Genomic DNA, 20,693 nt, shown 5'->3' with positions numbered 1-20,693 from the left:
AATTAACCCTGATATTCTATTTTTCTTCTTTTAATATACGAGTAATAATAAGTATGGATAATAAACAACACTATTTAGATATCGCCGCAGGGCAAGGAAAAAAAGAGCCCTCTCGTATAGTGGCATTCCCTGCACAGCCACTAAACTATGCATTGATAGAACAACGCCTAGAAGAACAGACCGAATACACAGATGGTGAGATAAGCTATCTTAGTGATGATCTTGATGAAGGTTTTTTCTATCATTGCCAACATGGCGATGATGAGCTCCATTTTTTTATCTGTCTGCTACCACGATCAGAAGATTATCAAATACGTCCTATGTATGCGACAGATGAGATGACTCCTGAGCTATTAGCCCATGCCAATGCCACCACTCAAGACATCTTATTAGAAACGATGTTCTCTGACACCCTACATCCTTTAGCGAGTTATCGCCATCAGCTCAATCTACTGAACATAATTGCGCCAGAAATGATCCTCGCACTGGATGAATCTGCCGCAGGTAAAGGATTAACTCCCGAATGGATACGCTTTCAATTGGAGACACCCGATCTCTATCCTGAAGTAGAAAGTTTGTATGTTATTCATGCAGTTTACGATACAGAAAATGATCCACCAACCATGTTCTGGTTTCATACCCATGGCTTGCAACGTTGTGGCTTAACTGAAGTTGATTTAGTGATCCCAAGCATGTTGGAATCTTACTACGGTATTCCTGATCTTTTCCGTTGCTTCGTCAATAACAGTATTAACAACCGCCAAATTGAATTTGGCGAGCCGATGCTTTGTGGACAAACTTCGTCAGGATTAGAATATTTAGTCGCGCTGCCCTTTGAAGAAGGTATACGTCACGTTAATCAGTCCACACCTTTAGATAGTCTTAGACCATTAGAAGAGATGCGTTATAACACTCAAGGGGCACCACATGGCGTATTTCTGGGCGATATGGCTGATAGAGACGAATATCATCAGCACCCATCATCGATGTTATTTAGAACTAATGAAGAAAACCCTATTTTAGAAACTTTCTTTAAAGGTTATGAAGAACAACAAGCCATGATGCTACTACGCAGTAACGAAGAAACCTACGAAATGGCAGAAAAGGCCAAAAGGCGTTGGCAATATTTTCTCTCCATGTTTGATAACTACCATCAGCCCCCCGTAGAGAAAAAAACCGGTTTCTTGGCAAAATTATTAGGTAGTAAAGAGAGCAATGAAGAAACTGAGAGCCCATGGCAATTTATGATTAAGTTTGGTATTCCTTATGGTGATAAGGAAGAAAAAGAGCTTGAGCACATGTGGTTTATCCCTCAGTCTCGAGAAGGTGACCGAATTTATGCTAAGTTACTTAACGTACCATTCTATGTACAAGAAATGGAAGAAGGTGGCATTTATCCCATTGATATTGCGTTCATCACTGATTGGGTTATCTCTTATGAAGGTTATAGTTATACCCCTAATACGATTTATCAACTTTTTAGCCACCAGCAGACTCACTAATCCCACTAATTAACTAGCACTATTCTCTGCAACGGGATCTGTCAGTATGACCTTGATGATAGATCCCGTTAATAGCATTCACTGATTGTTACACTAATGATGCGCAATTATCTCTAACTGTTACAGTTTGTTTTTTGATGAATAACAATACAGCCTTCACGGCATTTATCTGATAGCTTTTCGACCATTATTATAAATTAAATTGATGTACATCAAGAGAACACATAGCCATTGTGGGCTAAATTATACTCAATAAAGATGGTTATAATTCTCATTTGCATTAAATATTTACCTAATCACCCTATTTTTCTTGTGCGTTTTCTTTTTAAATGCGTTAATAATTATCAGTATCATTATTTTTTGTATCAATATAATTAGTGGAAGGACGTTTTATGTCTCTCATTCCAAATCATAGCTACAAGATCCTCAGCTATTCCCCGCAAATTAGCCCTGCCTATCGGCAGAAGCTATTATCATTAGGGATGCTGCCAGGCGCTATTTTCAATGTGATCCGTATCGCACCTTTAGGTGATCCTATCCAAATTGAAACTCATCGGGTCTCTTTAATTTTGCGTAAAAAAGATCTCGCTTTGATAAATCTTAGCGAAATCGCTCATAACGAAAAATAACAGCTTATTTATCAACTACTCAGGCAATACAACTACTGGCATCACTATTATGACTCCTCTTACTATTGGTCTTATCGGTAATCCTAATGCGGGTAAAACAACGCTTTTTAATCAGTTAACAGGCTCTCGTCAACGTGTCGGTAACTGGGCGGGTGTTACTGTTGAACGTAAGGTAGGTCGCTTTACAACCAAAAATCATAAAATTGAATTAGTTGACTTACCGGGCACTTATTCTTTAACAACAATTTCAGAACAGACCTCTCTGGATGAGCAAATTGCTTGTCACTTCATCTTAAGTAATGAAGCGGATATGTTGATTAACGTTGTAGATGCTTCCAATCTTGAACGTAATCTTTATCTCACATTACAACTGCTTGAACTCGGTATTCCCTGTATCGTGGCACTGAATATGCTTGATATTGCTGAACACCAAAATATGCAAATTGATATTCAAGCACTTTCTGAACAACTCGGTTGTCCGGTGATCCCTATGGTATCAACCAAGGCATCAGGGATTGATAAACTGAAAGACACTATTGATAGCTTTCCAGCCACCAAAAGAAAACCCGAAGAGTTACTAACTTCTTATCCAACATGGTTATTAAACGAAGTTGAATCTTTAGCTGAAAAAATTAATCACGATGAATTCAATTTACAGCAACGCCGTTGGATGGCATTACAATGTTTAGAAGGGGATATCTATACTCATCAACGTGCTGAAATTACCTCACAAGAGATAAAAGCCATTCGTCAGCGCATTCAAACTGAGCATAGTAATGAGCCAGAATTAGTGATTGCCGATGCACGTTATCAAAACATTGAGCGTATTTGCCATGCAGTCATTAATATGGAGTCCATCAAGCCCAATCAGCTCACACAAAATATCGATAAAGTGATATTAAATCGCTGGTTAGGTGTTCCTATCTTCTTGTTTGTCATGTATTTAATGTTTGTGCTTGCCATCAATATTGGTGGAGCATTGCAGCCTGCTTTTGAAGGTGGCTCTGAAGCTATCTTTATACATGGGATCCAATGGCTAGGTGCAACATTCAATTTCCCTGAATGGTTAACTATTTTCCTTGCTCAAGGTGTTGGTGGTGGTATTAATACTGTACTCCCTCTGGTACCACAAATCGGCATGATGTATCTCTTTTTATCTATCCTTGAAGACTCTGGCTATATGGCACGTGCTGCTTTCGTGATGGATAGATTAATGCAAGCGCTAGGATTGCCCGGTAAATCCTTTGTACCGCTGATTGTTGGATTTGGTTGTAACGTCCCATCCATTATGGGGGCACGTACTCTAGACGCCCCAAGAGAGCGATTAATTACTATCTTAATGGCTCCCTTTATGTCTTGTGGCGCACGTTTAGCCATATTTGCTGTTTTTGCTGCCGCATTCTTTGGTAAAAATGGCGCCAGCGTGGTTTTTTCACTTTATTTATTAGGGATCCTTGTTGCTATTTTGACGGGTTTACTACTCAAACATACCATTATGCGAGGTGAAGCTTCTCCTTTTGTCATGGAGTTGCCGGTTTATCACGTTCCCCATATCAAAACCTTATTAATACAAACTTGGCAACGTTTAAAAGGCTTTGTTATCCGCGCGGGTAAAGTGATTATCATCGCCAGTATGTTTATTGGTGCATTAAATAGCTTCACTTTTTCCGGTAAAGCGGCTGATAGTATTAATGATTCTGCCCTCGCTTCCGTCAGTAAAGTGATCACTCCGTTATTGCAACCTATTGGTGTGCATAACGATAACTGGCAAGCTACCGTTGGTTTAGTCACTGGGGCAATGGCAAAAGAAGTGGTTGTGGGAACATTAAATACACTGTACACCGCAGAAAGTATTGTTAATGAACCTTTCGTTCCTGAAGAGTTTGATCTATGGGGCGAAATTGGTGACGCCTTTGCTGAAACTTGGGATAGCTTAAAAGAAACCTTTACATTCGCCGCGCTTTCCAACCCTATTGAGGCAAGTAAAGGTGATGGTGAAATGGATACGGGGACTATGGGTACCATGGGCAGCAAATTTGGTAGTGCAATAGCGGCCTATAGCTACTTAATTTTCGTTCTACTATATGTGCCTTGTGTCTCCGTAATGGGGGCTATTGCTCGTGAAACCAGTCGTGGTTGGATGACATTCTCTATTCTTTGGGGATTAAATATTGCTTACTCACTTGCCGCGTTATTCTACCAAACAGCGACATTTAGCGAACATCCACAAAGTAGTACCATCACCATTGCTGCTGTATTGATATTTAACTTAATTGTCTTTGTACTATTACGTAAATCTCGTCATCGTCTCAGTTTTAATTTAAGTAACAAACGCTCATTAGCGAAACAGTGCTGTGGTAAACAAGGTAGCTGTCACTAAGTCACAAAAGGAAAAATAAGATGGCAAGTTTGATGCAAGTTCGTGATTGTGTCGCGCTTAACGGTCGGGCTGATGCTCGTCTTGTCAGCCATCAGCTTAATATGCCTGAACCTATGGTAAAGGCGATGTTAGAGCGGCTTACGTTAATGGGTAAATTACAAGAGGTCGATGTAGAAGAGTGCTTGGTGGGTAGCTGTAAAAGCTGCCCTGAAGCCACCGCATGTCAGACTAAAGTTTATCAGTTACGCTCCTAACTCACTGTCTCTTTTAAACATATACCTTCCATATCCCCCTGCTATCTCACAGGGGGTTTTTCTGATAATCAAAATGAATTTTTTTCAACTTTTGCTGGTTATTCTTCATTTTACTTTTCCCACCATCTGCGCATAATCCAATCCTTAAATAGCCATAAAGACATCTAAATGTCCAAAATGAAATTATATACATTTACCTTTATTAGGATAATAAATTATGCCGATTACTGAATTCTCATCCATTATCTCTACGGGTACACAAGGTGGGTTGCAGATGCAATGTGCTTCTCGCCAATTTCAATTATTACTTGATGAGCCTATTTCATTGGGTGGAAACGACACCGCGATGACCCCCGTTGAAGCGCTACTTGGCACACTTGGTGCTTGTAAATGCATTGTTGCTAAGAGCTTCGCCCGCCTACACCATATTAATCTCCATAATATTCGTATTGAGGTAAAAGGCGAGCTAGATATCGATGGCTTTATGGGAAAGAATAAACAGGCTAAAATCGGCTTTAGTAAGATAACGACGCATTTCTATATCCAAGCAGATAATAGTAAAACAGAAATAGAAGCTTTTATCGCCTTTATTGAACGAACCTGCCCTATATTAGATACCATAACCAACCCACCAGAATGCGAAACGCTATATCATCTTGAATAGTCTATTAGCGTTATAACCTCTTCATTCATGCCAGAATTGATAAGGCCTCACACTGCTTTAACAAGGTTTCACTAAATTCATCCGGATGAGAAATAAAGGGAGCATGTGCGGCATGGCGAAAAATAACCGAAGGAGAGTCAGGATAACGAGCATCTAATAAAGCTGCGACTTTTCTTGGTACTAAACCATCTAAATAACCATAAAGCCGAATAAAAGGACAACATAAGGTAGTAAGCTGTTCTCGCAAATCTTCTGTACGTAAAATTTCCAGCCCGCCGTTTAATGTTTCAACGGAAGGCAAAGGTTGTGCCAACACGACCGCTTTCAAGGCCTTAGTATCTTCACGAGCACTTTGAGTACCGAGTGTTTGCAAGGCTAAAAAGCGCTCAACCGTTCGATGAAAGTTATCACTCAATTGTTGCTCGAAACCTTTTAACACGTCTGGCTTAATTCCTGGCCATGTTTCATGAGCAGCAAAACAGGGGGAAGAGGCAACGGTAATTAACGCCCGTACATTATTAGGATTATCAAGTGCAATACGGCTTGCCACTAATCCCCCTAATGACCATCCTAGCCAAATGGCTTTTTTTTCAGGTGCCTGTGAAAAAACAATATCAGCCATCTCTTTAAGCGTTAGCACAGGAAAACCTTGGCTTCTGCCATATCCCGGTAAATCAACCAGATGCAGGGTAAAATGCGAGCTTAATCGCGTAATGATTGATTGCCAAACCTGAGCATTCAAGCCCCATCCGTGCAACAGCACAAGATGCGTTTTTCCTTCACCTAAAGTCTGCCAATACAATTTATTCATTGTTATGCTCTCTTCTCTTATTTTACAGGGATGTTCACTATGCTGATAACAATAGCAGGATATTGCTGGTTATGTCGTCAACCATTGCGTTATGGTAACCACAGCATTTGTTCAAGTTGTATTCGTCATCTGCCACAACAAAATAATCGTTGTCCGGGATGTTTGTATCCCTCTACCCACTCAATGATATTGTGTGGACGGTGTTTGCGATCACCACCACGCTGGAAACAGATGTTGACAGTCACTGACTATCGCCCACCGCTTAATAAATTATTACACCTTTATAAATATCATCCTCGCCCTCAGATAGCATTATGTCTTGCGAAACTTTTTTTATTACGGTGGCTTGCTCATCGTCGCGAGAATTTAGTTCGCAAGCCAGAGCAAATTATTAGCGTACCGCTACATCGACATCGTCGTTGGCGTAGAGGCTTCGACCAAGTTGAGGCTATCGCTAAACCTTTGGCAAGATGGTTAAATTGTCCTTATCACCCTAATACCTTGATAAGAACTCGTGCTACACTGGCACAAACACATCTTAATGCCAAACAAAGGCAACAAAATTTAGATAATGCCTTTATCGTAAATCGCACAGTGTCAGTGGCAGGCAAGGATCTGGCACTGATTGATGATGTTATCACCACAAGCGCGACGCTCAATGCTATTGTACCTTTGCTATTTCGTGCTGGAGCACGCTCTGTTGAGGTATGGGCTATTTGCCGAACCTTGTAGTTAACCGTCAATTGGGCGTATGATAACCAACCAGAACAGTCAACTATTGAGCAAGACGATATGATTACTATTACTGATGCCGCACAGGCACACTTCGCCAAACTATTGGCTAATCAAGAACCCAATACTCAAATCCGTGTTTTTGTCATTAACCCAGGAACACCTAACGCTGAGTGTGGCGTTTCTTACTGTCCACCCGATGCAGTAGAGCCGAACGACACAGAAATTAAATTTGAAAAACTTTCTGCTTATGTTGATGACATCAGTGCACCTTTCTTAGAAGATGCAGAAATTGACTTTGTCACAGACCAATTAGGCTCACAATTAACATTAAAAGCACCTAATGCAAAAATGCGTAAAGTGGCTGACGATGCGCCTTTAATTGAACGTGTTGAATATGTACTGCAATCACAAATCAACCCACAGTTAGCGAGTCACGGTGGCCGCGTAAGCTTGATGGAAATCACTGAAGATGGCTATGCTATCTTACAATTCGGTGGTGGTTGTAATGGCTGCTCCATGATTGATGTCACTTTAAAAGATGGTATCGAAAAAGAGCTACTTAACCTGTTCCCAGAAGAGTTAAAAGGCGTGAAAGATTTAACCGAACACCAACGTGGTGATCACTCCTACTACTGATCCTCTATTACAAATCCCCTTTGATATTCACCTGCACAGATATCCTAGGGGATTTGTGTATATGCCATTATCATTTACAAAAGGTAACGCCATCTTTACTGATTTGACGTTATTATAGTGATATCGTTCTCTCGCTCAGAACATAACAATGTAATTAACAATATAATAAATAAGACAATTATGGATAGTTTTCAATTTCTTAGTGTTGAACAAGCCTATCAATTTTGGGTATCTCAATCGGCTATTTTAGTTGATGTAAGAGATCCGCAAAGTTATCGTCTTGGTCATGCCACTGGCGCTTTTCATTTAACAAATGATACGCTTAACCAATTTCTACAAGATGCGGATTTTGATGTTCCTGTGATGGTGATGTGTTATCACGGTCATAGTAGCCAAGGCGCAGCACAATATCTGGTCAATATGGGCTTTGAAACCGTATATAGTATTAATGGCGGTTTTGAAGCATGGCTAAGAGAGTTTCCTCAAGCGATAACTTCTCTGCAATAATTACAGATGAGTTTCTCAATGATCCACATTATCACACTATCTAACCCACAACTTGCTGATATGTTCGTCAATTATATGGCGACAAAAGGTGTTCGGATCCACGCAAAAACAGAAAATCAACAAGTCAGCCTTTGGTTGGAAAACGAACAACAACTCAATCAGGTTGAAAGTGAGCTAAAAACCTTTCTTCGTGAACCTTTTCACCCTCGTTACCAAGCGGCAAGTTGGCAAACAGGTGCGCCTCAACGTACGGGTCTACAATATCGCCCGGCTTTTTCAATCAAAAGCATGGTGCAACAATCAGGCCCTTTAACGGTTTTGACCATAATCTTATGTGTGCTCGTCTTTATCTGGCAGCAAATAGTGGGCGATTACAATGTCATGTTACACCTTGCATGGCCATACGATGCTAGTCTCGATTTTGAACTATGGCGTTATATCACCCCAGCATTTGTTCACTTTTCGCTCATGCATATCGCCTTTAATTTAGCGATGTGGTGGTATTTAGCCAGCCAAACAGAAAAACAACTGGGTACAGGCAAATTATTTGTCATTATGCTCATTTCTGCGCTATTTAGTAATTGGGCACAATCACTGTTTGCAGGATCCAACTTTGGTGGACTTTCTGGTGTTGTTTACGCGCTAATTAGCTATGTTGGCTTAACAGGTTTGCGGGCTCCAGAAAAAGGGATCGGTGTTCCTACCGGCTTAATTGTTTTTTCCATATTGTGGATAATCGCGGGTTATATGGGCGTTTTAGGTGATTCTATCGGAAATGCTGCACATTTTGCCGGCTTCCTTATCGGCTTATTGATGGCTTTGTGGGATAATCGACATCAATTATCTCGTCAATCATAATAAAATTAACATGATATTTTTAACTTTAGGGGACACCTGTGAAGCAAACACAACGGCATGATGCCATCATCGAACTGGTACGCTTACAAGGCTATGTCAGCACCGAAGAATTGGTGGAACATTTTGAGGTCAGCCCACAGACTATCCGACGTGATTTAAATGAATTAGCGGAAAAGAACAAAATCCAACGTCATCATGGAGGCGCTGCATTACCATCTAGCTCTGTGAATGCCGCTTACCACGACCGTAAGATCATGTGGTCTGATGAAAAATCACGTATTGCCCAACGTGTTGCTAGCTTAATTCCTGATGGTGCAACACTATTTATTGATATTGGTACTACCCCTGAAGCCGTAGCCCATGCACTGATTAACCATAAAAATCTGCGTATCGTCACTAATAATCTGAATGTCGCCACTTTATTGATGGATAAAGAAGACTTTCGCTTGATCTTAGCGGGTGGCGAAGTGCGTACCCGTGATGGTGGTATTGTCGGTGAAGCCACCCTGGATTTTATCTCTCAATTCCGCCTTGATTACGGCATCTTAGGGATAAGTGGTATTGATATGGACGGATCTTTGTTGGAATTTGACTACCATGAAGTCCGCACTAAACGTGCCATAATCGAAAATTCTCGTTGTGTTATGCTAGTGACCGACCACTCTAAATTTGGCCGTAACGCGATGGTCAATCTTGGTAATATGAATCTGATTGATTACCTTTTCACCGACCAAGAGCCACCATCAGGCATTCAAAAAATTATTGAACAACATAACGTTCAGCTTGAGCTTTGCTAGGATAACCCTCTATTAAAAAGTACCTTTCGAGGTACTTTTTCCTAAAATTTTCCGCTTTTTTTACCTATTTATTCTTTTGTCAAACCCCATTCCCTTTCCTATTCTTATCAATAACATCATTTGTTCTTTTCAGTTAATAAGCACACTAAATGTAGGGATATGATAATAAATTGTTATTTATATCACGCAGTAATGTTTTTTATCGGTTATATAGTTGGCATTTCCAACAAAATTCATTACAATTATGAGCGAAAACGAACATTAAAGAATTGTTTCGCGCATTCTTAGGAGGATGTTATGGAAACTAAAGACTTGATTGTCATCGGCGGCGGAATAAACGGCGCTGGAATTGCGGCGGATGCAGCAGGCCGAGGCCTTTCAGTATTAATGCTGGAAGCTCAAGACTTAGCCAGTGCAACATCTTCTGCTAGCTCAAAATTAATTCATGGTGGCTTACGCTATTTAGAGCATTACGAATTCCGTTTAGTCAGTGAAGCATTGGCTGAACGTGAAGTTTTATTGCGTTTGGCGCCTCATATCGCATTTCCGATGCGTTTCCGTTTACCGCATCAACCCCATCTACGCCCAGCATGGATGATCCGCATTGGTTTATTCCTCTATGATCACCTAGGCAAACGTGTCAGTTTACCGGGCAGTAAAAGTATTAAATTCGGGGCTAACTCTGTCTTAAAACCTGAATTAACTCGTGGTTTTGAATATTCCGACTGTTGGGTAGATGATGCTCGTTTAGTAGTATTAAATGCGCAAGAGATCGTTCGTCGTGGCGGTGAAGTTCGTACTCGTACCAAAGTGACGCGCGCTTGGCGTGAAAACGATTTATGGATGGTGGAAGCACAAGATTTACGCACCGGAGAAACTTCTCGCTACCAAGCAAAAGCATTAGTGAATGCAGCCGGTCCTTGGGTTAAAACATTATTCGATGAAGGGTTAAAATTAAAATCACCTTATGGTATTCGCTTAATCAAAGGTAGCCATATTGTGATCCCACGTGCTCACGATGAACCCCAAGCCTATATCTTACAAAATGAAGATAATCGCATTGTATTCGTGATCCCTTGGATGGATGAGTTCTCTATTATTGGTACCACTGATGTTGAATACAAAGGTGATCCAAAAGATGTGGCTATTGATAACAATGAAGTTGAGTACTTATTAAAAGTCTATAACGACCACTTTAAGAAACAACTGACCAAAGACGATATCGTCTGGAATTATTCAGGGGTGCGTCCATTGTGTGATGACGAATCCGATTCGCCACAAGCTATCACTCGTGACTATACCTTAGATGTACATGATGATAATGGTAAAACACCACTACTCTCTGTGTTTGGTGGTAAATTAACGACTTATCGTAAACTCGGTGAACACGCGGTTGATAAGCTAAATGCTTATTTCCCTAATATGGGTCAAGCGTGGACAAAAGAGGGTCAATTACCGGGAGGGAACTTAGAAGGTTACGATCGTGATGGCTATTCACGTCTTATTCGCCAACGTCATCCTTGGTTACCAGAAGCATTAGCACTACGTTTTGCTCGCACTTATGGTAGCAATACTGAAGTGTTGCTAGAAGGAATTACTGATTTAGCCGGAATGGGCGAAAATTTCGGTCATAATCTTTACGAAGCTGAATTACGTTATTTAGTTAAACATGAGTGGGTGATTGAGCTTGATGATGCTATTTGGCGTCGTACCAAACTTGGTATGTGGCTTAATGATGAACAAAAACAACGTATTACGCAATGGTTAGAGGCAAATACGCACACAGCATAATGCAGTAAAATATTCTCTGACTCTGTTCAATGTTCTTATTAGCAATTTTTGTGGCGCGATAATAGCGCCACTTTTTTTATTGCCGCATATGATGCTATTGACATTACACCTGACAAACCCATCAATAATTGCTTCAGCTGGTTTTGCACTGTTTTTGCAAAAATTCCATTAAAACCACAGCATTATTCTGTTTTTCATCTTTAGCGGAATACAGTAATACTAATGGTTTTTCTTTGGCTACCTTCAATAGTGGTTGCCAACTTTCCGGTATTGCTTCTAATTCTTTTATATAGCGAGCCGTAAATTGTGTGAAATCGCCATTTTCATGAAACCATTTTCTTAATTCAGTAGAAGGCGCGAGCGCTTTATTCCATTCATCATAATGAAAATCGCTCTTTTTCACCCCTCTAGGCCATAATCTATCCACTAATACACGATAACCTTCATGCTTACCGTCTTTATCATCATAGACACGTTTACAAGTGATCATTTCTACTCCCATTCAATCAATGAGTTAATTTTATTATAGAAGAAAATCTTCAAACGTATCCCTTCTGCGACTTTACGTTATTTAAGGTTGTCATCGTGCAACATGAAATTTTCTCCTCTTCCGATTGAATTATCCTCATTGAAACTAAGGTGAATAACTGTTGACTAAATAACCGAATTAAGAGAATCTACATCTAGACGTCTAAATGGTTAGATGGGTAAATAAGTAGCGATACTTAACGGAATAACAATAACAACATGTGACACAACGATTGATGAGGTATAGGTATGAGCTTTTATCACGCAAGCCAGCATGAAGCGCTTAATCAAAATCTTGCTGAATTAGATGGCCAGATCCAAGTTTCTTTTGAGTTTTTTCCTCCTCGCACACAAGAGATGGAAAATACACTCTGGCAATCACTGGCTCGTCTAAATACCTTAAAACCTAGCTTTGTTTCGGTCACTTATGGTGCAAATTCAGGTGAACGAGATAGAACACATGCCATTATTAAAGATATAAAAGAGCGTACAGGCCTTGAGGCAGCACCACATTTAACCTGCATTGATGCCTGTCGTGAAGAATTACAGCACATTGCCCAAGACTATTGGCAAAGTGGCATTCGTCATATTGTGGCGCTACGGGGAGATTTACCTGATAACAGCCAGAAGCCAGATATGTATGCCGTTGATCTGGTTCATTTACTGAAAGATATAGGAGATTTTGATATTTCGGTTGCTGCTTATCCAGAAGTGCATCCCGAAGCTAAAAGCGCACAGGCTGATCTTATTAATTTAAAAAAGAAAGTGGATGCGGGCGCTAATCGAGCCATTACACAATTTTTCTTTGATGTAGAAAGTTACTTACGCTTTCGTGATCGCTGTGTTTCAACGGGTATTGATGTAGAAATTGTTCCGGGTATTTTACCTGTCACCAATTTTAAACAGTTAAAACGTTTTGCCGGATTAACCAATGTGAAGATCCCCGGTTGGATGCATAAAATGTTTGATGGCTTAGATAACGATCCAGAAACTCGCGCACTGGTTGGGGCTTCTATCGCTATTGATATGGTGAAAATTTTAAGCCGTGAGGGCGTGAAAGATTTCCATTTTTACACTCTTAACCGCTCTGAATTGACCTACGCCATTTGCCATACATTAGGTGTTCGCCCACAACTTGCGAAGGTTTAGTCTTATCACCCCGCCCATAGTCTATTGGCGGGGTTTTTCTAGGCGAGATTATTTTGCAAAATGATAAGGTTGCTCGATAGGAAGTAAGCTATATGCAGTATCTAGATCGCCATTAGTAATACAAGTATCTATTTTACGCACTTTATCAGTAATATCGGTAATATTAACAATCCACTCATTGCAATATTTTTCTACTGCTTGATTACGTAACCCTATTTGAATAGTGCGATAACTTAAGCGATTAAGATAAATATCTCGTTCAGGATCCCACTGAATACGAATATCACTGGTTTCTGTTGCTTCTTGCCATTCTTTGGCACTCACATAGTGGTCTGGATCGAAATGACTGACCACACCTTGTGTTAGCATCTGTTGAAAGCCTTCATGGGTAATATCAACAGCCAAAATAGACGCTTGATTGGGATCTTTGCGCCCCCACCCTGAGCGATACATCATCCAAAGAAAGGAGGGTTTTACCCAAGTCATGCGGGTCATACTAAAAGGGGGAGAAACAAAAGTACCATTTGCGACTGCGCTCTGAGCGATAGTAGTAGAATAGGCTTGGTAAACACGGACAAAATCATCCGTATAGTATGCCCTTACTTGACACTCAGGACATCGGTCAACATCATCGTTCATCTTTCTTTAATATCCTTTTATATTAATAAAATGGAGCTATCTGCTTAAATTATGAGCCTCTAACCAGAGATAATCAAGAGTCCCTATTTTCATTAGGGATTTAATAGAATATGACACCGTGACAAGCCATACAAAAGAATGATCATAAAGCGCATAAATTAAAATGGCCATTATCGCTGCAATAATAAAAAATTTAATCTTGCAAAATATATCTTACACTACGTCCACCAGCGCCAAAGGCGCTCAATACATTGTACTGATTATCAAAACGACTCGATCACGAAATTTATATTAAGTTCTCTTTTATTTTCTGATCACTAGCGCTGACTAAATAATTATTTTCTCTTTCCTTCTTTCTTTATAGGAAGAAAGGAAAATATTAAGCAAATAATCACAAATGATACTAATAGTATTCGACCATAGAAATAGGGAAAAAACCGAACAATCAAAACACTATAAAGGACAAAAAAATAGCAATAATGCTTAATATTAAAGATTGTTTAAGGTCTTTTTAAAAAAAAAGAAAATATTTTTTTCATACATAGCCTATATTAAAGTCGCATATCTGATGATATAACATTCATCATATCAGAAGAGAATGGGTAGCCATTAACCACATATATCCCCCCAATGAGGCGAATAGAAAGCTTATTCTACTCACAAAGTGAGGCGAATAATCACGATATTTGACTCATGCTCCTGCAATTAGGCGTTTGATAAGTTGTGTTTTAATTAATGGAGGCGCTTTCACTACGTTACCTGCTATCTTAGCAGTCATGATTTCAAAGGCTTTTTCTACCAATAAGGTTTCATCTTGCTTCATTGACCAGACATTATTAGGTAAAAAACTTAACATAACGTGATCATCAAAAGTACCTATATTGATATGTGCGGGAATAACACCTTCTGTTTGGCGAATAGCACTTAATACGCCTTCTAAAATGGGTAGTGATGAGGCAATAAAATGACTGGGGATCTGCCGATGTTGTTCAAGATATTGCTTCATCATCTGTTCACCATCTTTGGTGGTGTTATGTTCTGCATAGGAAACGGTTACATGGCTTTCATCACCATAATGGGCTTTGATCGCCTGAACATAACCGCGCAAACGAGCTGCAATAGTAGGAAGAAGAGCATCACCGGCAAAAAAGTGGATTGGCGCATCTTGCTGTATCATCGCTTTCGTTAATTGTGCACCACTATCACAGTTATCAGACGCCACGCAAATTGCATTACTAACAGAAAAATCTCTATCTAAGAACACTAAAGGCTTTTGACGATGTTTAACGTGATGTTGCTGATTTTTTCGACTCGCTGAAACAATAAAAATCCCATCAACATTACGCTCATCCATAGACTTTACGAGCTTATTTTCATTTTTAATATCACCATAGGTACAACTTATCATCAGCTGGCAACCAATTTGGTGACAATGCATCTCTAACTTTTCCGCTAAAGCAGCAAAGAAGGGGTTGGACAGCCGAGGAATAACCAGACCATAGGTATCTGTTTTATTGAGTTTTAAGCTTCTTGCCGCATGGTTAACGGTATAACCAAAAACTTCGACATAATCAGCAATTTTTTTCTGGGTTTTTGCACTGATCCGATATTGATCACCTTTACCATTGAGTACTAATCGTACTGTGGTGATAGATAAATTCAGATCATTTGCAATTTGTTCAACTGTTTTTGCCATTAATGTTCCGTCATTGATATTGCCCTCATTTTGCTAACAATGAGGGCGGATTAACCTTTATTAAGCAGATTGACTACGCCATTTTTTCCACATTGATTTTAACCCAGGCCCGACAATAGGTAACAGCAGTGTTAATAGTGCAATAGCGAGGAATGTCGCAGTAATAGGTCGTGTATAGAGAATCGATAAATCTCCTTGAGACATCATTAAAGCACGGCGTAAGTTAGATTCTGCCATCGGCCCAAGGATAATACCTATCACCACCGGAGACATCGAAAAATCGAGCTTAATCATAATATAAGCCAGTAATCCTGCCCCCATCATCACAAAAACATCAATGATGCTATGGTTAACTGAATAAGCCCCCACACTACACAACACAAAGATAATGGGTACTAATACTCTTCTTGGTACATCCATCACACGTACAAACAGTTTCATACACAAGAAGCCTAAGATACCGAGAAAAATATTCGCCATCATTAAGCCGATAAAAATACTGTTCACTTCAACGGGATTATCCGTAAATAACTGTGGCCCTAGCGCTAATCCTTGCACCATAAAAGCCCCCATAATAATCGCCGTTGCGCCATCACCGGGAATACCTAAAGTCATTAGAGGTACCATGGTGCCACCCGTCACCGAGTTAGCCCCCGCTTCCGGTGCTGAAACCCCTTCGGGTGATCCTTTTCCAAATTCTTCAGGGTGTTTTGACCAACGTTTTGCTTCGTTATACGAGATAAAAGATGAAATATCTCCCCCAGTCCCAGGAATAGCACCAATAGCCGTTCCTATCGCTGATGAACGAAAATAGGTAGGTAAAACACGTTTAAAATCGAGCCACGTAGGTAATACACGATGAATACGGGCATTAATTTTCTCGCTTTTCTTCTGCTTGCGCTCACGATACTCTTCTTCAAAGCTAATCAAGCCTTGAGAAAATGCAAAGAGTCCCACGAGGATTGGAATAAACGAGACGCCCCCCATAAGATACACGGTATCAAACGTAAAACGTGGCCCTGCTGTCATAGGATCAAGCCCGATAGTGGCAATTGCAAGACCAATCGCGCCCCCCATTAATCCTTTCACAATCGATTGCGATGATACACTGGTAATAATACTTATGCCAAATACCGCAAGAGCAAAATATTCAGCAGCAGAGAATCCCGTCGCCACTTTTGCCAATTGAGGAGCAATAACAATTAAAGCGATAGTACTAAATACACCACCAAACATCGACCCCATGGTTGATAAGCCTAATGCTCGCCCTGCTTCACCTTTTTTAGCCATCGGATAGCCATCTAAGACGGTGGCTGCAGATGCAGGTGTGCCCGGTGTACTAATTAATATCGCGGTAATGGAGCCACCATAAACAGCCCCACAATACATTCCCAATAATAATAAGATCCCCGTCATTCCTTGAAAGGAGTAAGTCAGTGGGAGTAACAGTGCAATGCCCATATTCACTGTTAAACCCGGTAATGCGCCGATAATAATCCCCGCGAAAACCCCTAACAGGATCATTGTTATCGTTTCTAAACTAAAAACGACCATTAAAGCATCTAAAATTTCCATACCAAGGCTCCTTTACCGCTTACTCAAAAAAGACAGAGGTTGGCAGAGGTGAATTAAAAATAATGTCAAAGAAAACATAAACCGCGGCTACAATCACAATTGGGATCACCACCATGGCAATAGGTTTCCTCTCATTCATCAACCACATAATGATTGGGATAAGAAGCAATGATGGAACAATAAAGCCAAATAGATATAAACCTGTTGCATATAGCAGCATAAAAATGCCTAAGCCATAAGCACGCTTAACTGCGGTCGAACTTAAATCTACGGACTGGTGTACATGTTTAATTTTATCAACCACGACACCTATCCATTGAAAAATCCCCAGTAAAATAAATAAGATGGCTAAACCGTAAGGCCAAAAACGCTCCCCAGGTACACCATATTCATCAAACATACTCATATTACGGGAGAGATAGATAATAAGTAGCCCAAAAGCTACTGAAATCGCACCGATGATTGTATTGATTTTAGTCATGTCGGGATCTCCCCGACCCTATCCGACTTGCGGATAGGGTGGTTTATTATAGAAAGGTTATTTTTTTAGGGTGGCTGAGATTAATTCAGCATACATCTCATGATCTTCTTTCATCATTTGATACGCATCGTCACCGACGATAAATACTGGCATAATACCTTGTTTTTTCAATGCTTCTTGATATTCTGGTTTTTGAACCACTTCTGAAAATGCCCCTACTAATTCATTTTTAACGTTATCAGGCACACCTGCTGTTGTGGCTAATACAGCCCATGCGCGCATTTTCACGTTGGTATCGAGATTTAAGGCTTCTTTAAAGGTTGGAACATCCGGAATAAGTGGGAAGCGACGTTCATCCATCACACCGAGAATGCGCAAAATACCCGCATCAACCTGTGATTTAACCGCACCGGGTGTGGTTAATACGCCATCGATATGATCGCCCACTAATGCCGCAATAGAGGGGCCTGTACCTTCGTTATAAGGAATATGATTAAACTTAGTTCCCGTAGTACGTTCGATATTCACCCCCGCGAGGTGATAAATAGCCCCCATACCTGAGTTACCAATCTTTAATTTACCGGGGTTCGCTTTTGCCCCAGCAATAAATTCTTCCAATGTTTTATAAGGCGAATTAGCATTCACCACGAGCACAACCGGATCAGCAATCGTTGTCGCAATCGGGGTAAAGTCTTTATAGGTCACGGGTGACTTACCTTGATGTGGGAACATCGCTAATTCAACCGTCGTCATGACTAATTTAGTGCCATCAGGACGCGCATTTGCCACTTCAATTAACCCAGTTAAACCATTACCTGCGGGTTTATTAACCGGTACAAAGATACGCCCTGCTGGCATCACATCTTTAGCAAATTCAATGATAGTCCGTGCAGAAGTATCAGTACCTCCCCCCGGGTTTTTTGGGATAACCACATCAATATTTTTAGTAGGATACGTTAACTGTTGGGCTACAGCATTCCCCATGCCCAATGTCATCGTAAGCGCCAACGCTGCGAGTAGACTCTTTTTCATAAAACCCTTTCTCCACATTTTTATTGAGTAGCTATTAACTGCTGATAAACAATGTTTTTTCTGTTCCAAGTAAAAGTCACATGTAGGGTATTGTTTTCAGCAATAATAGCCGGATATGAAAATTCGCCTTCCCCATCGAGTAAATCGAATGGTTCAGACCAAGTACTGCCATTATCGGATGAAAGACTGACAGAGATAGGATAACGACGACTCCAGTTGCCTGAATTCGGGTTATATACCAATGCCAACAGACCATCTGCGAAGGAGACGACATCAATGCCGCTATTATTATTTGGTAAGGTTGTTGCATAAGCCGGACACCAACTGCGCCCATAATCCGTTGAATCGCTACGATAAATTTTACCGCGCGTACTGCGCATCATGGCATGCACATGTCCAGGCTGAGATCCCCATAGTGTTGGTTGTATCACGCCATCCCATTGAAAAACACGTTGTAGATCAGTCTCCCACAAGGCATCGTCCTTTAGCCCTTGCCAGATTTCATGCTCCGCTTGCCCTCCTTGATGATGGGCAATCGGAATATCCACTCGCTGCCAGTGTTGACCATTGTCGCTAGAAATATCGACAAACGCATCCCAGTATCGATCATCCTCCACCGACCCCGGTGCTAACCACTCGCCGTTTGACATCACTAATACTTTGTTTTTCACAGGACCTCTAGGTGTTACATCACCCGAAACCAATTCACTTGGTAAACTCCAGCTATTTCCGCCATCCTTCGAGATAACGTATTGGGTCGTCCAACTATGTACATCAGGACCCGTTTTATAAAACAGCCAGATATTACCTGTTGATGGGTCAACATGTAAAACTGGATTCCAGTGCGCAACACCTGGATTTTTAACCACAGGTTGAGCGGGTTGCCAATCATTTCCCTCTTTTATCGCCAACCAGATAGCGGTATTACCGCTACCTTCTTTATCGCCAGCAAAAAAAGCGGTTAATAAACGCTCAGAGTTAGGCACACGCACAATCGTTGAAGCATGGCAGTGATTAAAAAGTGAATGTGCATTATCCAGCACAAACTGGGTTTCCTTCATCACGAAAGGCATATTCCTACTCCTGTGTCCTAAATTAATTTAACGAAAGCCACTTCTTCATATTTTCACCCAATGCCGTCATGCTATTAACAGCAGAAGGGAAAAATGAGTTTTCAAACTGACTACTATTACGAGAGCGGCAAACCAGTGTCGCGAAATTGCCGATCAGGCGCTGATGATATTTAGCGCAGGCAGGATAATCCAGCGTTTCAGTCATCGCAGCTGTTGATAAATAATCAGCTAATAGCGCAGCTTGCTCTGGTTTATCCTGCCAATTTTCATACAGCCAGACATAAAGTTCGGGGTGGAAGTTAGCCATAACACCACTATATGCTTGGCATCCTGCTTGAAATGACGCTAATAAGGTTTGACTATTAGCATTGGCTAGATGCAAACGACTTCCTTTTGATAATGCTAAGCGACGTTCTATGAGAGGAAGAGAACAGCAAGTATCTTTAATAAAAGTAAAGCGATTACTTTGTGCGCACCATTCTACTATCTCTTCAGATAACAAGCGTTTGTAAGGATAAGGGCATTCATAAATACCCAAATCAATCTCTTTAGGTACAGCATGGGTTAAGGATTGTAGTGTTTCCAGCGCCTTATCATCAGACTCACCCACTTGCGCTAAGCGATTACTGATCATAATAACGCCATCAACGCCGGTACTCGCCATTGCCTGCAGTTGTTCTTTTTGCTGGCTTAAGGCCGTTGCCGTATGGCCAGAAGCAACAACAGGTACTCTTCCATCCGCTTTTTCAACGATAAAGCGGGTGAGTGCTTGTGTTTCTTCATCACTCAAATAAAACATTTCGCTTGATTGACAGGCGGCAAATAACCCATGTACGCCCGCATCGATATACCAATCGACAAGGCGCTCTAATGACGCCCAATCAATCTCTCCTTTAGTATCAAAAGGAGTGAGCATCACAGGCCAAACACCAACGTATTTTTGCTGACTCATTATA

The 20,693-nt window shown here is 40.7% G+C and carries 21 protein-coding genes; 12 read left to right on the top strand and 9 right to left on the bottom strand.

Features of this window, described 5'->3' with window-relative positions; genetic code table 11:
• Positions 1-53: 53 nt before the first annotated feature.
• From AACQ49_RS02225 to AACQ49_RS02205, 5 genes are all read left to right on the top strand, one after another.
• Positions 54-1,502: a DUF4026 domain-containing protein gene (locus AACQ49_RS02225; protein ID WP_004249059.1), complete on the top strand. Its 1,449-nt coding sequence runs from the start codon at positions 54-56 to the stop codon at positions 1,500-1,502.
• A gap of 392 nt (positions 1,503-1,894) precedes the next feature.
• Positions 1,895-2,131 carry a ferrous iron transporter A gene (gene feoA, locus AACQ49_RS02220; protein ID WP_004246763.1) on the top strand — a complete coding sequence of 79 codons (237 nt, stop codon included), beginning with the start codon at positions 1,895-1,897 and terminating at the stop codon, positions 2,129-2,131.
• A 49-nt stretch (positions 2,132-2,180) separates the two neighbouring features.
• Entirely contained in the window at positions 2,181-4,511 is a 2,331-nt protein-coding gene (gene feoB / locus AACQ49_RS02215) for a Fe(2+) transporter permease subunit FeoB (RefSeq protein WP_012368551.1), read from the top strand.
• Positions 4,512-4,531: 20 nt separating this feature from the next.
• On the top strand, positions 4,532-4,765 hold the full coding sequence (locus AACQ49_RS02210; RefSeq protein WP_004246761.1) for a FeoC-like transcriptional regulator: 234 nt from the start codon (positions 4,532-4,534) through the stop codon (positions 4,763-4,765).
• A 217-nt stretch (positions 4,766-4,982) separates the two neighbouring features.
• Positions 4,983-5,429, top strand: coding sequence for an OsmC family protein (locus tag AACQ49_RS02205; RefSeq protein ID WP_004246759.1), 447 nt, complete (start codon positions 4,983-4,985; stop codon positions 5,427-5,429).
• Between the two features lie 25 nt (positions 5,430-5,454).
• Here AACQ49_RS02205 and bioH read toward each other — a convergent pair whose 3' ends face one another.
• Complete coding sequence (bioH, locus tag AACQ49_RS02200; RefSeq protein WP_036919306.1) at positions 5,455-6,240, bottom strand: pimeloyl-ACP methyl ester esterase BioH; 786 nt, start codon at positions 6,238-6,240, stop codon at positions 5,455-5,457.
• A 39-nt stretch (positions 6,241-6,279) separates the two neighbouring features.
• On the opposite strand from bioH, the gene AACQ49_RS02195 reads away from it, so the two are divergent.
• From AACQ49_RS02195 to glpD, 6 genes are all read left to right on the top strand, one after another.
• The gene (locus AACQ49_RS02195; RefSeq protein ID WP_017827133.1) at positions 6,280-6,972 is read left to right on the top strand and encodes a DNA utilization protein GntX; all 693 of its coding nucleotides are present in this window, start codon (positions 6,280-6,282) and stop codon (positions 6,970-6,972) included.
• Between the two features lie 60 nt (positions 6,973-7,032).
• Entirely contained in the window at positions 7,033-7,611 is a 579-nt protein-coding gene (gene nfuA, locus AACQ49_RS02190) for a Fe-S biogenesis protein NfuA (RefSeq protein WP_004246756.1), read from the top strand.
• Positions 7,612-7,791: 180 nt separating this feature from the next.
• Positions 7,792-8,118: a thiosulfate sulfurtransferase GlpE gene (glpE, locus tag AACQ49_RS02185; RefSeq protein WP_004249057.1), complete on the top strand. Its 327-nt coding sequence runs from the start codon at positions 7,792-7,794 to the stop codon at positions 8,116-8,118.
• Between the two features lie 18 nt (positions 8,119-8,136).
• Positions 8,137-8,976: a rhomboid family intramembrane serine protease GlpG gene (gene glpG / locus AACQ49_RS02180; RefSeq protein WP_161778868.1), complete on the top strand. Its 840-nt coding sequence runs from the start codon at positions 8,137-8,139 to the stop codon at positions 8,974-8,976.
• A gap of 38 nt (positions 8,977-9,014) precedes the next feature.
• Positions 9,015-9,773 carry a DeoR/GlpR family transcriptional regulator gene (locus tag AACQ49_RS02175; protein WP_004246753.1) on the top strand — a complete coding sequence of 253 codons (759 nt, stop codon included), beginning with the start codon at positions 9,015-9,017 and terminating at the stop codon, positions 9,771-9,773.
• Between the two features lie 297 nt (positions 9,774-10,070).
• The gene (gene glpD, locus AACQ49_RS02170; protein ID WP_004246748.1) at positions 10,071-11,564 is read left to right on the top strand and encodes a glycerol-3-phosphate dehydrogenase; all 1,494 of its coding nucleotides are present in this window, start codon (positions 10,071-10,073) and stop codon (positions 11,562-11,564) included.
• A gap of 133 nt (positions 11,565-11,697) precedes the next feature.
• On the opposite strand, the gene AACQ49_RS02165 is transcribed toward glpD, so the two are convergent.
• Positions 11,698-12,054, bottom strand: a complete 357-nt coding sequence (locus tag AACQ49_RS02165) for a DUF488 domain-containing protein (RefSeq protein WP_004249056.1) — start codon at positions 12,052-12,054, stop codon at positions 11,698-11,700.
• 287 nt (positions 12,055-12,341) lie between these two features.
• Between AACQ49_RS02165 and metF the strand changes: the two genes are divergently transcribed.
• Complete coding sequence (metF, locus tag AACQ49_RS02160; RefSeq protein WP_074923996.1) at positions 12,342-13,241, top strand: methylenetetrahydrofolate reductase; 900 nt, start codon at positions 12,342-12,344, stop codon at positions 13,239-13,241.
• Between the two features lie 48 nt (positions 13,242-13,289).
• Here metF and AACQ49_RS02155 read toward each other — a convergent pair whose 3' ends face one another.
• The 7 genes from AACQ49_RS02155 to AACQ49_RS02125 form a co-directional block, all read right to left on the bottom strand.
• Complete coding sequence (locus AACQ49_RS02155) at positions 13,290-13,880, bottom strand: DUF4291 domain-containing protein (protein WP_004246743.1); 591 nt, start codon at positions 13,878-13,880, stop codon at positions 13,290-13,292.
• Between the two features lie 691 nt (positions 13,881-14,571).
• Complete coding sequence (locus AACQ49_RS02150) at positions 14,572-15,576, bottom strand: LacI family DNA-binding transcriptional regulator (protein WP_004249055.1); 1,005 nt, start codon at positions 15,574-15,576, stop codon at positions 14,572-14,574.
• Between the two features lie 60 nt (positions 15,577-15,636).
• A complete protein-coding gene (locus AACQ49_RS02145; RefSeq protein ID WP_004246740.1) occupies positions 15,637-17,151 on the bottom strand; it encodes a tripartite tricarboxylate transporter permease in 1,515 nt (504 codons plus the stop codon).
• 19 nt (positions 17,152-17,170) lie between these two features.
• Complete coding sequence (locus AACQ49_RS02140) at positions 17,171-17,632, bottom strand: tripartite tricarboxylate transporter TctB family protein (protein ID WP_049218471.1); 462 nt, start codon at positions 17,630-17,632, stop codon at positions 17,171-17,173.
• Positions 17,633-17,689: 57 nt separating this feature from the next.
• Positions 17,690-18,664, bottom strand: a complete 975-nt coding sequence (locus tag AACQ49_RS02135) for a tripartite tricarboxylate transporter substrate binding protein (RefSeq protein ID WP_223293382.1) — start codon at positions 18,662-18,664, stop codon at positions 17,690-17,692.
• Between the two features lie 20 nt (positions 18,665-18,684).
• Positions 18,685-19,737, bottom strand: a complete 1,053-nt coding sequence (locus tag AACQ49_RS02130) for a sialidase family protein (RefSeq protein ID WP_004246737.1) — start codon at positions 19,735-19,737, stop codon at positions 18,685-18,687.
• A gap of 22 nt (positions 19,738-19,759) precedes the next feature.
• On the bottom strand, positions 19,760-20,689 hold the full coding sequence (locus AACQ49_RS02125) for a dihydrodipicolinate synthase family protein (RefSeq protein WP_004249052.1): 930 nt from the start codon (positions 20,687-20,689) through the stop codon (positions 19,760-19,762).
• Between the last annotated feature and the right edge of the window lie 4 nt (positions 20,690-20,693).

It is taken from the genome of Proteus sp. G2675 (genome assembly GCF_963886535.1).
GTDB lineage: Bacteria > Pseudomonadota > Gammaproteobacteria > Enterobacterales > Enterobacteriaceae > Proteus > Proteus mirabilis.
This window is presented reverse-complemented; position numbering and strand designations above follow the sequence as displayed.

Excerpts from the sequence above, each read along its gene's own strand:
- AACQ49_RS02140 (WP_049218471.1), bottom strand. The coding sequence starts at position 17,632 with ATGACTAAAATCAATACAATCATCGGTGCGATTTCAGTAGCTTTTGGG.
- AACQ49_RS02135 (WP_223293382.1), bottom strand. The coding sequence starts at position 18,664 with ATGAAAAAGAGTCTACTCGCAGCGTTGGCGCTTACGATGACATTGGGC.
- feoB (WP_012368551.1), top strand. The coding sequence starts at position 2,181 with ATGACTCCTCTTACTATTGGTCTTATCGGTAATCCTAATGCGGGTAAA.
- AACQ49_RS02205 (WP_004246759.1), top strand. The coding sequence starts at position 4,983 with ATGCCGATTACTGAATTCTCATCCATTATCTCTACGGGTACACAAGGT.
- AACQ49_RS02125 (WP_004249052.1), bottom strand. The coding sequence starts at position 20,689 with ATGAGTCAGCAAAAATACGTTGGTGTTTGGCCTGTGATGCTCACTCCT.
- AACQ49_RS02195 (WP_017827133.1), top strand. The coding sequence starts at position 6,280 with ATGCTGATAACAATAGCAGGATATTGCTGGTTATGTCGTCAACCATTG.
- AACQ49_RS02145 (WP_004246740.1), bottom strand. The coding sequence starts at position 17,151 with ATGGAAATTTTAGATGCTTTAATGGTCGTTTTTAGTTTAGAAACGATA.
- AACQ49_RS02130 (WP_004246737.1), bottom strand. The coding sequence starts at position 19,737 with ATGCCTTTCGTGATGAAGGAAACCCAGTTTGTGCTGGATAATGCACAT.
- glpD (WP_004246748.1), top strand. The coding sequence starts at position 10,071 with ATGGAAACTAAAGACTTGATTGTCATCGGCGGCGGAATAAACGGCGCT.
- AACQ49_RS02150 (WP_004249055.1), bottom strand. The coding sequence starts at position 15,576 with ATGGCAAAAACAGTTGAACAAATTGCAAATGATCTGAATTTATCTATC.
- nfuA (WP_004246756.1), top strand. The coding sequence starts at position 7,033 with ATGATTACTATTACTGATGCCGCACAGGCACACTTCGCCAAACTATTG.
- AACQ49_RS02210 (WP_004246761.1), top strand. The coding sequence starts at position 4,532 with ATGGCAAGTTTGATGCAAGTTCGTGATTGTGTCGCGCTTAACGGTCGG.
- bioH (WP_036919306.1), bottom strand. The coding sequence starts at position 6,240 with ATGAATAAATTGTATTGGCAGACTTTAGGTGAAGGAAAAACGCATCTT.
- glpE (WP_004249057.1), top strand. The coding sequence starts at position 7,792 with ATGGATAGTTTTCAATTTCTTAGTGTTGAACAAGCCTATCAATTTTGG.
- metF (WP_074923996.1), top strand. The coding sequence starts at position 12,342 with ATGAGCTTTTATCACGCAAGCCAGCATGAAGCGCTTAATCAAAATCTT.
- feoA (WP_004246763.1), top strand. The coding sequence starts at position 1,895 with ATGTCTCTCATTCCAAATCATAGCTACAAGATCCTCAGCTATTCCCCG.
- glpG (WP_161778868.1), top strand. The coding sequence starts at position 8,137 with ATGATCCACATTATCACACTATCTAACCCACAACTTGCTGATATGTTC.
- AACQ49_RS02225 (WP_004249059.1), top strand. The coding sequence starts at position 54 with ATGGATAATAAACAACACTATTTAGATATCGCCGCAGGGCAAGGAAAA.
- AACQ49_RS02165 (WP_004249056.1), bottom strand. The coding sequence starts at position 12,054 with ATGATCACTTGTAAACGTGTCTATGATGATAAAGACGGTAAGCATGAA.
- AACQ49_RS02155 (WP_004246743.1), bottom strand. The coding sequence starts at position 13,880 with ATGAACGATGATGTTGACCGATGTCCTGAGTGTCAAGTAAGGGCATAC.